Source organism: Segetibacter koreensis DSM 18137 (assembly GCF_000374045.1).
Classification (GTDB): Bacteria; Bacteroidota; Bacteroidia; order Chitinophagales; family Chitinophagaceae; genus Segetibacter; species Segetibacter koreensis.
Genome location: NZ_KB893334.1, coordinates 38317 through 52188 on the forward strand (window position 1 = coordinate 38317; position 13872 = coordinate 52188).

Sequence of the window (13872 nt, forward strand, 5' to 3'; positions counted from 1 at the left end):
TAATTACAAAATACTAAATGTCAACGAATCAAATAGTTTCTAAAGTATGGTCGTTTTGCAATACCCTTCGTGATGATGGTGTGGGCTATGGTGACTATTTAGAACAACTTACTTACCTGCTGTTTTTGAAAATGGCAGATGAATATAGCAAGCCGCCTTGCAGTCGTAATATTGCTATTCCACAAGAATATAACTGGCAAAGCTTAACTGCGCTTCGTGGTGGAGAGCTGGAGGTGCATTACTCCATCCTGCTTCGTGAGTTGGGTAAGGAGAAAGGCATGCTGGGACAGATTTTTACCAAGAGCCAGAATAAGATACAGGACCCTGCCAAGCTGTATAAACTGGTAGACCTGATAGACCACGAGAACTGGGTAATGATGGGTGCAGATGTAAAGGGCGACATCTACGAGGGGCTGCTGGAGAAGAATGCAGAAGATACGAAGAGCGGAGCCGGTCAATACTTTACCCCACGTTCGCTGATAAGGGCAATGGTAGAATGTGTTCGTCCTGAACCAATGCGTACCATTGCAGACCCTGCATGTGGTACCGGTGGTTTCTTTTTAGCCGCTTACGATTTTATTGTTGAGCATCATAAGGGCCTGGATAGAGAACAAAAGAAGTTTCTTAAGCTAAATACCTTTTATGGCAACGAGATAGTTGCAGGCACAAGAAGGCTTGCACTGATGAACCTGTTCCTGCACAACATCGGCGATATAGACAGTGACAACAATATATCTCCGGCTGATGCGCTGATTGCTCCTTCAGCTGTTTATTATGATTATGTATTAGCCAATCCACCCTTTGGTAAAAAGAGCAGTCAAACCTTTACTAACGAAGAAGGCGAACAGGAAAAAGAAGACCTCACCTACAATCGCCAGGACTTCTGGGCTACCACCAGCAATAAGCAACTGAACTTCGTTCAGCACATCCGCTCGATGCTAAAGACAACAGGCAAGGCAGCAGTAGTTGTTCCGGACAATGTCCTTTTTGAAGGTGGGGCCGGAGAGACGGTTCGTAAAAAGCTGTTGGAAACAACAGATGTACATACCATCCTTCGTTTGCCTACCGGTATCTTTTACGCCAACGGCGTAAAAGCCAACGTTATCTTCTTCGACAACAAACCCAGCAGCAAAGACCCATGGACAAAAGAGATTTGGTTCTACGACTACCGCACCAACATCCACCACACCCTTAAAAAGAACCCATTAAAACTTAGCGACCTGCAGGAGTTTATTACCTGCTATAATCCAGACAATCGTTTTAAACGTGCTGAGACTTATCATGCTACTGACAATCCTGAAGGCAGGTGGAGGAAGTTTACCTATGAAGAGATCATTGCCCGTGATAAAACATCTTTAGACATTACCTGGCTAAAAGATAAATCACTTGCTGACTTAGATAATCTTCCTGATCCTGATGCATTAGCCGAGGAGATAGCGGAGAATTTGGAGAGTGCGTTGGGGAGTTTTAGGGAGGTGTTGCGGCAGTTGAAGGGGGTGAATTAGTTCAAGAACTAAGGGATTCACTAGTTCAATAGTAGTATGCAAATAAATATTTTTTGATATTAAAAGAGTAGCTAATTAAACAAACAATGCTAACTGAAGAAACAAAATCAAGAATCAATGCCATTTGGTTTGCCTATAGCAACAGTAACAAAAAGTCGTTTGATACAAAAGGCAATGAAATTGAAAACATCGACGGTTCTCGAGTTGAGGCAATAAAGGTGATAAAAAAAATTATAGGAGACTTTTTAACTGATAAAACAAATCTGTTAGAGTTTAAAACAAACCTTGACAGTTACAATAAGCAAAATAACTACTGGGGATTTACCGCAGCTAAAGGGCAAATGTTTTTTAATCTACTTACAAAATCAAGCGAGAATGAACTTGATAAACTTAGTGCCTTACTTAAAAAAATTATTACAGAACCTACGGACCTTGATGATGCACTATCAAGGATGCAGGAACTATTTGTGTACACAAGCAAATATCAATTGAAGGCCATAGACAAGAGAAAATGCGCTAATCCTAAATCGGCTGCATATTTTCTTTCCTACTTTTGGCAGATTCATGACTTCCAAAAGTGGCCGGTTATGTATAGCTCCCTAATCAACTCCTTCGAAGAGTTAGGTATATGGGAAGAGCAGTCTACACCACAAGAAAATTATAAGCAGTTTTATAACTTGAATGAGGAAATCAAGAACTATTTGATACAGCAGAGGAAAAATTCCATTTCAAACTGGGAGATTGAACATGCATTTTGGCATTTTTCAGGTACGGTGTCAGTAAATTGGAAGCAGCCGAAAAAAAAGCAATTTACTCCTGCTACTTCTCCTCCTATTCCTACCACTAATACTGCTACTATTGTTGAAGGCAAAGCTGAAATTAAAGTTGTTACCCCAGGTTTCGAGTTGACAGACTATCTGATACCTAAAGTTTGTAAATTGGTTGAATTGGGCGCAAGTACGGAAAGATCCAGTTCCTCAAAAGGACACGAATTTGAGAAAATGGTCGGTGAAGTGTTTCGGCTATTAGATTTTGAACTAGAGATGTTAGGCCAGGGGGCAGGTCGTGAACCTGATGCAATAATTAAATTTAGCGAAGAGCATGTTGCCTTTATTATAGATGCGAAGGCATACTCGCTAGGTTATTCGCTTGGAACTGATGATCGTGCAATAAGAGAGTATATAAATTACTATTGCCCAAAGCTGAGACAGGCAGGTTTTAATAAGATTGGCTTTATTATCGTCTCAAATTCGTTTAAATCCAATTTGCACGAGCTTGTTAATTCAATAACTTGGAATACAGACGTCAAGCGTTTCATTTTATTAACATCTGAGGCTCTTTTATATCTTTTAGCATATAAGACTAAAGACAGGTTGCCCCTAAATGAAATTATTGATGCTTTAATATCCTATTCAACCATTGTTACTAAAGAGAGTATAATTGAGAAATTTGGAGACTATTAGATGCTATCGGACTTCTGAAGGTAGATTTAGAAGGTTTACTTATGATCACATTGTGAAAAAGCATCTTTGAACATTATCTGACTAAAAGATGAATCTCTTGCTGCCTTAGATAATTTTCCTGATCCTGATGTGTTGGCGGAAGAGATAGCGGAAAATTTGGAGAGTGCGTTGGGGAGTTTTAGGGAGGTGTTAAGGAGGTTGAAGCGGTGAAAAATAAGTCTGAAACAAAAGCAATTAATTCGAGTATAATCCTTAAAAAAACGTATATCGTGAATCAGTTCCCATCCTTTTGTAGCAACCCTACCTGGAATGCTAAACTTGCAGATTTAGTTCAAGAGAAGATATTTAAGTTTGATGATCCACAAGGAGCATCAAATTTGTATGAAGTGTTAAGTGCTTTTTACAGCAAGGTAAGAACGTCGAAAGAGGTTTCTTTAAAATATCCAATCTCTTTTTCATTAATTCCTTCCTTCAGATATGTAGAGCGCACTGCTCCAACTATTGAATACGTTGGAATAGATGTGCCGGTATATTATAATTACCGTGAAGATACCCCTAAAATAATGGTAGTAGGTATCGATCCACTAAGAAGTGAACCTGATCTGCAAAAATTTATTTCGCTTGGTACCCCCTATGCTTTTCATTTAACTCAACATAACATTTATTGGCAATTGATGAGCGGTTTGATGGAGCAGCTTAATCTAACAGTATATTTAACTGATACTTTTAAATTATATTTCAAATTTCAGGGCAAAAGAAGTTATGATATAGCAGCCTTTACAAATCCAGAGGCGTATGGAAATGGAGCAATTCATCAGGAAATATTTGCAAGAGAAGTGGAATTAGTTAAACCGGACCTTATTGTGACTTTGGGAAAGCACCCACGTTTATGGTTCACAAGCATAAAAGAACCTAAAGTATCGTATAAGCGACTTTTGGAAATTAGTAATAATACAAGTGATACTGCCCATCTTAATTTATTTTATAATAACATTCCTGTTCTTCCTTTAATGCATCTTTCCCCACTAGTACGCCATAATACCCGAATAATCAATTACGGCGTCTCTTCTAATGAGGATATTATTGAAAAGTATGTGGAATTTATTAAGGTGAAGTTGAAGAATTAAGAGACTAGTAATAATATATTTACAGGGTTCTGCTGTTAAAATGAGAATTTCAGAAACTAACGCACCAATTGCGACCTATCAAAAAACCGCACTTAATACTTAGCTGCCAACAAAATAGTGCGGTGCAACTATCAAGAAAAACTGATTGAAGCTACACAATTTGAACGACTTCAACATCTGTTATAACCCAGTGAATAGGTTTAAGCATGTTGAGACATATCATGCAACAGATAATCGTAAAGGGCCCCCGGGTAAAAGAAAAATCACTTGCGGAGTTAGATAACCTTCCTGATCCTGATGTATTAGCGGAGGAGATAGCGGAGAATTTGGAAAGTGCGTTGGGAAGTTTTAGGGAGGTGTTGAGGCAGTTGAAGGGGTAACAGTAGCTCGTCTTGGGAGCTCACCCAAGTAAACTGCTTTTTTTAAAACTTTATATCTCACGCGCTACTAGCAATTGCCGTTATTTTTTTTAATTTTATACTGCTCCTGTTTTTACTAAACCTTAAACTAACGATTATGCTAACTGAAGTTACTTCCGAAAAAAAAGTTGCTCCCACACCTACTCCTTCAAAAATTATGCAATTGGGGATGGGCTTCTGGGCTTCTAAAGTACTGCTTACTGCTGTTAAGTTCGAATTGTTTACGCTTCTTGCAACGAAGCCTTTGTCGACAAGAGAGATCAAGGAAAAACTTGGTTTAGGCTGCGACGACAGGCATGTGTTTGACTGGCTGGATACATTGGTTTCACTGGGATTTTTAGAGCGTACAGGTTTGCTGCAAAATAGTATGTATTCAAACGCAGAGGACACTGGCATTTTTTTAGATAAAAACAAGCCGAGCTATATGGGTGGCATTTTGGAAATGGCAAACAACCGCCTTTACAAATATTGGGGCGATCTTGAAGATGGATTAATAACTGGGCAACCGCAAAATGAAGCAAAGGGAACATCACAGGGAAACATGGTTTTTTTTGAGGACCTATATAAAGACCAGGAAAAGCTGCAGGAATTTATGAATGCTATGAGCGGTATTCAGACAGGCAATTTTATCGAACTGGCAAACAAATTTGATTTCAGTAAGTACAATCAATTGCTCGATATTGGAGGTGCGGATGGGTGGCTGAGTATACAAATTTGCCTTCGCCATCCTGCTATACGTTGCATCACTTTTGACTTGCCGGCTGTAGAACCTTTGGCAAAAAAGAAAATTGAAGCGTTTAATTTGAGTGATCGCATAACTACATGTGAAGGGGATTTTATGAAAGAAGACCTGCCAAAAGCCGATCTTATTTCTATGGGCAATATATTACATGGGATGAATGAAGAAGCGAAACAAAAATTAATACGAAAAGTATATGACGTGCTGCCAGAAAATGGAGTTTTTATTGCAATTGAAAATATTATTGATAATGAACGGAGGCAAAATACATTTGGCTTACTGATGAGTTTAAATATGCTAATTGAAAATGGTGATGCTTTTGACTATACACTAAATGATTTTGAGAAATGGGCCAAAGCAGCAGGATTCAGGCGAACAGAATTAGTTCCTTTGGCCGGGCCAACGAGCGCGGCAGTTGCATATAAATAAGGGAGTGCTACCGCTTGGTTGCCCCTTCGGTAAATTACTTTGACCGTGTATTTGCCAATCCATCCCTTGTTACAAAGAGCAGTCAAACCTTTAGAAATGAAGAAGGCGAACAGGAGAAAAAAGACCTACAACCGCCAGGACTTCTGGGTAACCACAGCACCGAGCAACTTAACTTTGTTCAGCACATCCGCTGGATGCTAAAGACAACAGGCAAGGCAGCAGTAGTTGTTCCGGATAATGTTTTGTTTGAAGGCGGGGCAGGAGAAACGGTTCGTAAAAAGCTGTTGGAAACACCAGATGTGCATACCATCCTTCGTTTGCCAACCGGTATCTTTTACGCCAACGGCGTAAAAGCAAACGTTGTCTTTTTCGACAACAAACCCAGCAGCAAAGACCCCTGGACAAAAGAGATCTGGTTCTACGACTACCACACCAACATCCACCACACACTTAAAAAGAACCCACTGAAGCTTAGCGATCTACAGGAGTTTATTACTTGTTATAATCCTGACAATAGGTTTAAACGTGTTGAGACGTATCATGCTGCTGATAATCCTGAAGGAAGGTGGAGGAAGTACACCTACGACGAAATCATTGCTCGCGATAAAACATCTTTAGACATCACCTGGCTAAAAGACAAATCACTTGCTGATTTAGATAATCTACCTGATCCTGATGTTTTGGCGGAGGAGATAGCAGAGAATTTGGAGAGTGCGCTGGGAAGTTTCCAGGAGGTGTTGAGGAGGTTGAAGGGGCAATTGTAGGGTTTTAACATGTAAGTAAGGGAAGAAAGTAAAGAGATTTCTTATGATTTACAACACTGATATCAACGATTTTTTTAATAAAGAATCCTATAAAGAACGGAATCTGTACTACCGGTTATGTTCAACGGATTAGTTGGCGGGTACTCTGAACGAGTTGCTAATTTCAATAAATTGTTGTTATCACAAAGGAAAAATTTCCGAATAGAGATACCGTTTTGAAAGACTCATTAATTGAAGAAGCAGGTGAATTAGAGCTTGTTACTTTTGATTTTCATCTAGCTTAAATCCTGAGGGACGTTGATAGAGGAGAATGAACCGATATCCTGTTACACTTTAAAAATCTAGTAATTTCAATTGAGTGGCAAGTATTTATCGGATCGCCTATCTTGCTTTAAAATTCTATTGATTTATTTTTCTGTTTCTAAAATCCACCTCCGACCTCGCTAAATAAAAAAGCCCGGTTGTAGAACAATAGGACCCATACAGGTTGCAATACAATTAGCTAAGATCGCAAGCTGTGTGTCATTTAATCTTATATGATACCATAGTCCTGGTGAAATATAACCTTAATTTTTCTGACGCTTTGTATTTTACATAGTATTCCATTCGTACTAACCCAACACCTGGTTTCACATAAGTTACAACTCTCAGCCAAAGGTCCCCATTAACCGTCTGCGTATTCTCATTTCTAATGCAATCATAACCATAGATATTAATAACATCTGTGTAGCCGGTTAAAGTCGTTACAACATGTTCGTTCGGAACAACTGCATCTTGACTCCTGATTATTGTATTGTTTGCTTCTACTCGTTTAAAAATGATAGCGGAAGAATTTATGTTGTAATCATATTCTTCAACTGTATTGTCATCTACTTGCCTATAGTATGTGCGGGAAACATAAAAGGGATTAGTTCCATAAAATACTTTTCCTTCATAGGTCACGCTATCAGTAGTTTTAAGTGTATCGGAAGGGAATACGGAACCGAAAGACCCATTATCATTAAACAATGAGTCTCGATACACCCAATAATTCCCCGTCACGACTGGCCATACGGTTTTACTTTCGGTTTGACCATTACCTTGACTATTGCTAGTTTGGTTGATAGAAGTAGAATTTTTTGTACAAGAAACAAGTAAGAGCAACAAAAAAAAGACAGGTAGTTTTTGCATAAAGCTAAAGTGTAGAGTTTATTGAATTGTTAGAGAACCTACTAATAATAATTTCAAACGCCTTTCATCGTACATTTATTGTCTTTAGGAACAGTCTAGCTGCTGCAGATAAGCTCTAAGTCTAACGAAAAGCCAGCAGATTGCACGGCCGCAACGTGCGGTGTTACCTAACCGATCCACTCTATAGATCGATACCGATCTAAACTTTCGAAATGTCAAAATCGCAACATTTTCAGATACAAAAAGCCAATTTCAGGAAAAGACATGATGGAGATGCGGTGAGAAATCAGTGACGTAATCTTGTGTTGTTTTTTGATTTAATTGACCGTAATCTTTCTAATAACAAAATTTGCAACTTATTACAGTTGAGACAAGGGACTATCCGGGAAAAAATTATTTAGTTTTCAAAAAACTATTCTGTTACTGCGGAGCCTGAATATTCAGTAAAAAAAGATTGTTTCAAGCAAGTTGTGGATGTATTCTTAAAGATATCTAATAAAGGTGAAGAGGACATTGCTTACGTATTAATTGATAATAAAATTAAACAAGCCTCTGCAAATAAGTTGCAGGTTTCAAAGCAGTTTGAATATTTTATACAGACAGAGGACTACTAAACTTGTCTATGCGGTCGGCAATTCGCCCTGCAAGCGGCATAATGACAAGAGAACTGCACCGGGAAACCCTAAATAACAAGGGCAGTTGTTTATGCGTCACTCCCAGGTTGTTTACTGCTAACGCACTGCTGAAGGGCATCATCATAAATCCACCGATAGGCAGAAAGGCGGCTTAAAAGCCGATGCGCTAGTTTCTTTTTGAGAAGGTGTTTAGTAAATGGCGTACCGGTGAACTGTCGTGCGGCACTGCAAGTTGAGCAGTTACCAGTTTTAGTTTTGCAACGATCAGGACAGCTATCAACGTACCCATTCCTATTACAAGACAAAATGGTGCACACAATCCCCGCCTGAAATTGAAAGGACCGGTGTAAAGACACCGGCCCATGCTGAACGAAAAATATGAAGAGTATTTTAAAATTAGAATTTAATGCCTAGAGCAATGCCGAATGCTCGTAGGCCGACATACGGTCCACTTAAATTTACATCTATCTGATTAGCACCTACAGTTGCCTCCATCTTAGTTCCTGGAATGTTTGTTGATTCGATGTCACTCTTAACCTTTGCACGATCCTGTGCAGGAATGCCTTTTGGATCTGTGCCAGATAGCTTCCCATTGCTTGAACCATAAATTGGACCTGCAATCCACCAATCAAGCGTCATGCTCTTGCTCAGGTTCCATTGTGATCCTATCAATATTCCGCCTCCAATATTATTTAGAGTTCCCTTAACGTTTGCGGTATGTAAAGTATTATCACTTGGGGTAAACGTGTAAATCTGATCAAACCTCAATTGGTTGTAGCGACCAAATGGAGCAATGTAAAAACCTGTTGGAGCTTGTTTTTTTCCTAAGTAAAAACGAACCTCAGGCGTGATGCTAAAGTTGCTTAGTTGTGTTTGATCAATAGCTCGTGCCGCATCAGCATTACCACCCCACTTATCTTTTACAGTCGAAGCAAATGGCAAACCGGTTTTAGGCATTACGCTCAAACCAAGTGCTACCGAGGTCTTTTTTGCTACAACTCTTTCATATTGAAAGGAAAGGTTCTTAAAAATCAAGGAGGTGAGATTGACTTTAAAAACGTTTTTCTTTTGGTCAATAGAAATAGTTTTTGCTTCATTTTGAGCATTTACAGATTGGGTAGCAATTAGTAAGCAAGCTATTGCGACCGACTTTAAAATTTTTTGCATGTTTTAGTTTTGATGTTTAACCACAAATAAAAAAAAGTTTTCGGGGGCTTAATCTGCCCAAATCATGTAATAAAGACGAGGCGCAATTTCAATAAGTTGCAATCATTGCAACAGGAAAAAAATGAGCAAATGCTTCAATATCAGGTTTATTAAATCCATCAGTGGCTCTGCGTGTTCTTAAAAGTAAGACTTGAAATGCTGTTGTTTACACTAAGAAGGTTAGCACAAGAGAACAACGGTGATGAATATATAGAAATTAGCATTTGTCAACCAAAGTCTGAATTTTCATAATTAATGACAATGGGACCATCAACTGTTGCCTTCGGGCTTTTGCACGGTTATAATTCAATTGGTATTGCTACCATTTTTCAATAACATCTTTATAACCCCTTCCAATTGGAATTTGCACCCCGTTTACCTCAACTTCCTCCGCTGTATAAGAGTCAATTTTGTTTATAGAAACTATATAAGACCGGTGAATGCGTTTAAAAAGATTTGCAGGTAACAAATCCTCAATATCATGAGTGCTCATCTTTGATATGTATTCCCCTTTTGTTGTAACAATCTTTATGTACTCGCGCTGACTTTCAACATAGATAATGTCTGAGAGCAAAATCTTCACCTTCTTCTTTTGCACATTCAAAAACAGGTAATCTTTTGCCTCCCTGCTTTCATCCACTTCGTGTATTTCTTTTTGTAATGTTCTTACTTTATTAACAGCTATCAAAAAACGTTCAAATTCAAATGGCTTCAACAGGTAATCTGTTACATTTAGTTCAAACCCTTCCACCGCATATTGATGATAAGCCGTCGTGATAATTACGGCAGGCGGATGAATAAGTGTTTTTAAAAAAGCCATTCCTTTCAACCTTGGCAAATGGATATCTAAAAAGATAAGGTCCGTATGATTATCATGTAAAAAGTCAGTTGCAAGAATGGCATCTTTAAATGTTTTTTGCAATTCAAGAAACGGAACTTGTGATATATAATCAAGTAAAACCTTTACTGCTAAAGGCTCATCTTCTATTACAATACATTTTATTTTAGACATGGCTTGCCAGGTTAATTTTCAAAGTCGCCGTAAAGACTGATTGATGTTGACGAACCGATAAACTGTAATCTGAATATAGTAATTCGAGTTGACGTCTTAAATTTGATAGACCTATATTTTCTTTTACATTGCGTTCGCTAGAAATTGCTTCCGACGAATTTTTAACAAAGAATGATAGCTGCCGTTTATTCACCGATAAATGAATATCAACAAATGGCCGAGTTCTGGTTTCTGATACGCCATGCTTAAATGCATTTTCAACTAGCGGTATCAACAGCAGTGGTGGTAGAGCTTGTTTCATATCCTCAACATCGTGATTGAAATTGATGCGTAAGGAGTCATCATAACGCAAGCTTTCAAGAGCGATGTAATCGCTTATGATTTTTAGTTCCTGTTCTATAGCTATGTATGCCGCGCTGGTTTCATATAACATGTACCGCAGCATTTTCGACAGGCGTAAAATTGCCTCCGGTGCAAGGTCACTCTTATCTCTCGCTAATGAATAAATATTGTTTAACGTGTTGAATAAAAAATGTGGGTTCGTTTGAGACTTCAGGTAGTTGAGTTCTGCTTCCTGTTTTTCAATTCGCAAGCGCTGAGCTGCTTGTTTTAGTTTTGTATAGTTGTAAATGTGCCGGATGATGCCAAAAAGGAAAACCGACCCCATACTATATCCCATCTGATTTTGAAGTAGGGCGTCTAAAGAGGAGTAATTTTTTAAGGCTGTATAAACTCCTAACTGCAGTCCCAGTGACCTCCATAGATAGGAACCGTAAGAATATAACATCAAATGAACGAATGAAAGGATAATTGCCAGGAGAATATTATAGCTAACGTTACTTCTTTTCTTTAAAACAAATGGAATGGTATATTCAAGAAGTATAAAGTTGACAGCAATAAGATAAATAACGCCCCAAACATTATTGAAAACAACCGGAAAAAATTTGCCAGGATAACTTCCCATAGTGGCCATGAGCCCCAAAAAAAAGTAACCGAGACCGACCCATAGATAAAATTTAACCAGCTTTATATCAAATGGCTTCTTCATCTTTTTTAGATGATATAAATATCGTCAAATCTTTTCCTTTTTATTCCACAATCTCTATAATTGATTTTGTGGTCAACGAACGACAAGTCGAAGTCAATTAAAAGAGTGAGAAGTGCAATTGATAGCTATTGGGATTAGCCGTCAATGTTCGCTATTTAACATCGTCGTGTCACTCACTTGTAAAACAAACCTTTATTCAGCTTTTCCTAATCATCAAATTTTGTAAAAAACGCAGATTTCTTTTAGCAGCTATTCCTGGTGGTTATCGCAATTGTGTTGTTTGTTGACCAGCAGTTGTTATCTGTTGACAACCGCTTCCTTCAAATTTTCTTATTAGGTATTCTTGTACTAAATAGTCGATAGCTAATAGTAAAATTTACAAGACTAGTTGTAAAACAACCTTTTAAAACCTCTTTTATGAAACACGTTATTCTTTCGCTTGCGATTGTTTTTACTGCAGTATATGCAAATGCGCAAATGGAGCAGCGCCAGCCGGTCAACTATGAAGCGGCCACATGGCATACATGGTTGTTAGATAAATCAGAGCAAATAACAATACCTGCTGCTCCCGGTCCGGATCAAACTAAAGCAGAATTGAAATCTTTGAAACTGGGACTGAGGAAGCTTGATGACAAGAAAATGCAGCAAATAAAATATTGGGATGCAGGGGCGCCATGTTACCGGTGGAATCAAATAGTGCCCAAGCTACTTGCTCAAAAGTTCGAGGTTCAGCTGCGCATGCCGGATGCGTGGATGAACATTGCCATTTATGATGCAACTATTTTAGCGTGGAAGGAAAAGTTGAAATATAAGAGAAAACGTCCCAGCGTTTTAGATACTTCTATTAAAACTGCCATTAACGCACCTCTGACTTATTCTTATCCATGTGAACATTCTGTAACCGCTTCTGCGGCCGCCAATGTGCTTGCGTATTTTTTTCCCGCGAAAGCGGACTCGATTTTGCAAATTGCCCATGATGCCTCGCAATCAAGGATTGATGCAGGCGTGCAATTTCCAAGTGATGTAGAAGCAGGCTGGAAGCTTGGTGAGCAGGTTGCAAAGCAGATTATAGAAAAAGCAAAAAACGATGGTTCAGCTAAAGCCTGGGATGGCAAAATGAACAAGGACCCAAAAAAATGGACAGGCCCATACCCGCTAGGTATAACACTCGCTTCCTTTACGCCAATCGTTATACATTCAGCAAACCAATTCAGACCTGCGCCTCCTCCTGATTTTGCAAAGGATATGAAGGAAATGAAAAATTTCAAACAAACTTTTAAATCCGCTTCACAAGCATATTATTGGGCAAGCAAAGGAGATGTGTGGATGGATTTAGTAGGCCAAAAAATATTTGAATACCGTATGCAAGACGATGCTCCTGCTGTTGCGCGTATATACACTGTATTAACTACGGCTTATCATGACGCCGTAATTGCTATCATGGATGCAAAATATGCATATTGGGGTATAAGGCCATCTCAATACGATACTACTTATAAGCCTCTTATTCCAACCCCACCTTTCCCCGGTTATCCGTCTGGCCATGCTGCAGGAGCGGCCACTTCTTGCGCAGTACTTGAATATTTTTTTCCTGCAGACGCCGAACAGTTTCAACAATTGGCAAAAGAATGTGCAGCTTCACGATTTTATGCAGGCATTCATTTCCGCACAGATAATGAGGTAGCACTTCAAATGGGTGCTGATTTGGGAAAATATATTGTTGAAACCTGGATGAAGAGATGACACATGGGTAAGATAAACCACTTGCTGACGTAGACAACCTTCCCGATCCTGATCTACTGTCGGAGGAGATTGCACAAACCCAGCGGCAGAGAGCTGGACAAAAGAGATCTGGTTCTACGGCTACCGAACCAACATTCACCACAGCCTTAACCCGATGAAGCTGCAGGATTTGCAATCATTAAACGTTGTTGAAACTTATGATGCTGTTGATAATCCTCAAGGACGGTCGAGCGGAGGAGATAGCGGAGAATGGGAGAGTGCCTTGGGGAGTTTTAGTGATTGTTGAAAGACTCTAAAAAAGGAGGATATTGCGGAGAAGTTTTAGGCTATACAGAATACTTCTTTGCAAGCATTCCCCATCCTCAGTCGCACAACTATCTTTCATTCTGTAAATATTTTATAAATAGCTAAGCCACCACTGCCTGTGGTTTCGTCTGTATTGATCGAACCATTTGCATGGCTTATAAAGAACCACTATAACAAAAAGCCAGGTAATGTAAACAATCCATAAATTAAAGCCAAAGTGCTGCGGACGAAATAAGAAAGGGGTGTTTACATCGACGATGTCTTTTGATGTATGTCCGGTCAAATAAAAAAGGATCACACAAATAG

The 13872-nt window shown here is 39.0% G+C and carries 14 protein-coding genes and 1 pseudogene; 9 read left to right on the forward strand and 6 right to left on the reverse strand.

Annotation, left to right across the window (positions count from 1 at the left end; genetic code table 11):
- Window positions 1–17: 17 nt before the first annotated feature.
- The 6 genes from B154_RS0115995 (at window position 18) to B154_RS30215 (ending at window position 6446) form a co-directional block, all read left to right on the forward strand.
- On the forward strand, window positions 18–1505 hold the full coding sequence (locus B154_RS0115995; RefSeq protein WP_018615265.1) for a class I SAM-dependent DNA methyltransferase: 1488 nt from the start codon (window positions 18–20) through the stop codon (window positions 1503–1505).
- 86 nt (window positions 1506–1591) lie between these two features.
- Window positions 1592–2968 (forward strand): restriction endonuclease FokI C-terminal domain-containing protein, encoded by a 1377-nt coding sequence (locus B154_RS28795; protein ID WP_018615266.1) that lies wholly within the window; start codon window positions 1592–1594, stop codon window positions 2966–2968.
- Between the two features lie 269 nt (window positions 2969–3237).
- A complete protein-coding gene (locus B154_RS0116005; protein ID WP_018615267.1) occupies window positions 3238–4095 on the forward strand; it encodes a uracil-DNA glycosylase family protein in 858 nt (285 codons plus the stop codon).
- 221 nt (window positions 4096–4316) lie between these two features.
- On the forward strand, window positions 4317–4475 hold the full coding sequence (locus tag B154_RS32780) for a hypothetical protein (protein WP_169337677.1): 159 nt from the start codon (window positions 4317–4319) through the stop codon (window positions 4473–4475).
- Window positions 4476–4611: 136 nt separating this feature from the next.
- On the forward strand, window positions 4612–5682 hold the full coding sequence (locus B154_RS0116015) for a methyltransferase (RefSeq protein WP_018615269.1): 1071 nt from the start codon (window positions 4612–4614) through the stop codon (window positions 5680–5682).
- 14 nt (window positions 5683–5696) lie between these two features.
- Window positions 5697–6446, forward strand: a complete 750-nt coding sequence (locus B154_RS30215; protein WP_071595301.1) for an HsdM family class I SAM-dependent methyltransferase — start codon at window positions 5697–5699, stop codon at window positions 6444–6446.
- 522 nt (window positions 6447–6968) lie between these two features.
- On the opposite strand, the gene B154_RS0116025 is transcribed toward B154_RS30215, so the two are convergent.
- The gene (locus B154_RS0116025; RefSeq protein WP_018615270.1) at window positions 6969–7616 is read right to left on the reverse strand and encodes a hypothetical protein; all 648 of its coding nucleotides are present in this window, start codon (window positions 7614–7616) and stop codon (window positions 6969–6971) included.
- A 622-nt stretch (window positions 7617–8238) separates the two neighbouring features.
- On the opposite strand from B154_RS0116025, the gene B154_RS32470 reads away from it, so the two are divergent.
- On the forward strand, window positions 8239–8406 hold the full coding sequence (locus tag B154_RS32470) for a hypothetical protein (protein ID WP_157580811.1): 168 nt from the start codon (window positions 8239–8241) through the stop codon (window positions 8404–8406).
- An 11-nt stretch (window positions 8407–8417) separates the two neighbouring features.
- Here B154_RS32470 and B154_RS32475 read toward each other — a convergent pair whose 3' ends face one another.
- The 4 genes from B154_RS32475 to B154_RS0116045 form a co-directional block, all read right to left on the reverse strand.
- On the reverse strand, window positions 8418–8615 hold the full coding sequence (locus B154_RS32475) for a hypothetical protein (RefSeq protein WP_157580813.1): 198 nt from the start codon (window positions 8613–8615) through the stop codon (window positions 8418–8420).
- 32 nt (window positions 8616–8647) lie between these two features.
- Window positions 8648–9418, reverse strand: coding sequence for a DUF3575 domain-containing protein (locus tag B154_RS0116035; RefSeq protein WP_018615272.1), 771 nt, complete (start codon window positions 9416–9418; stop codon window positions 8648–8650).
- Between the two features lie 358 nt (window positions 9419–9776).
- Complete coding sequence (locus B154_RS0116040; protein ID WP_018615273.1) at window positions 9777–10469, reverse strand: LytR/AlgR family response regulator transcription factor; 693 nt, start codon at window positions 10467–10469, stop codon at window positions 9777–9779.
- Window positions 10462–11517 carry a sensor histidine kinase gene (locus tag B154_RS0116045; protein ID WP_018615274.1) on the reverse strand — a complete coding sequence of 352 codons (1056 nt, stop codon included), beginning with the start codon at window positions 11515–11517 and terminating at the stop codon, window positions 10462–10464. Before B154_RS0116045 ends, B154_RS0116040 begins: the two co-directional genes overlap by 8 nt.
- Before the next feature lie 417 nt (window positions 11518–11934).
- On the opposite strand from B154_RS0116045, the gene B154_RS0116050 reads away from it, so the two are divergent.
- The gene (locus tag B154_RS0116050; protein ID WP_018615275.1) at window positions 11935–13260 is read left to right on the forward strand and encodes a phosphatase PAP2 family protein; all 1326 of its coding nucleotides are present in this window, start codon (window positions 11935–11937) and stop codon (window positions 13258–13260) included.
- A gap of 154 nt (window positions 13261–13414) precedes the next feature.
- The gene (locus B154_RS33635) at window positions 13415–13546 is read left to right on the forward strand and encodes a hypothetical protein (protein ID WP_018615276.1); all 132 of its coding nucleotides are present in this window, start codon (window positions 13415–13417) and stop codon (window positions 13544–13546) included.
- A gap of 111 nt (window positions 13547–13657) precedes the next feature.
- Here B154_RS33635 and B154_RS33115 read toward each other — a convergent pair.
- Window positions 13658–13872 (reverse strand): annotated as a pseudogene (locus B154_RS33115) (hypothetical protein); the annotation flags it as partial.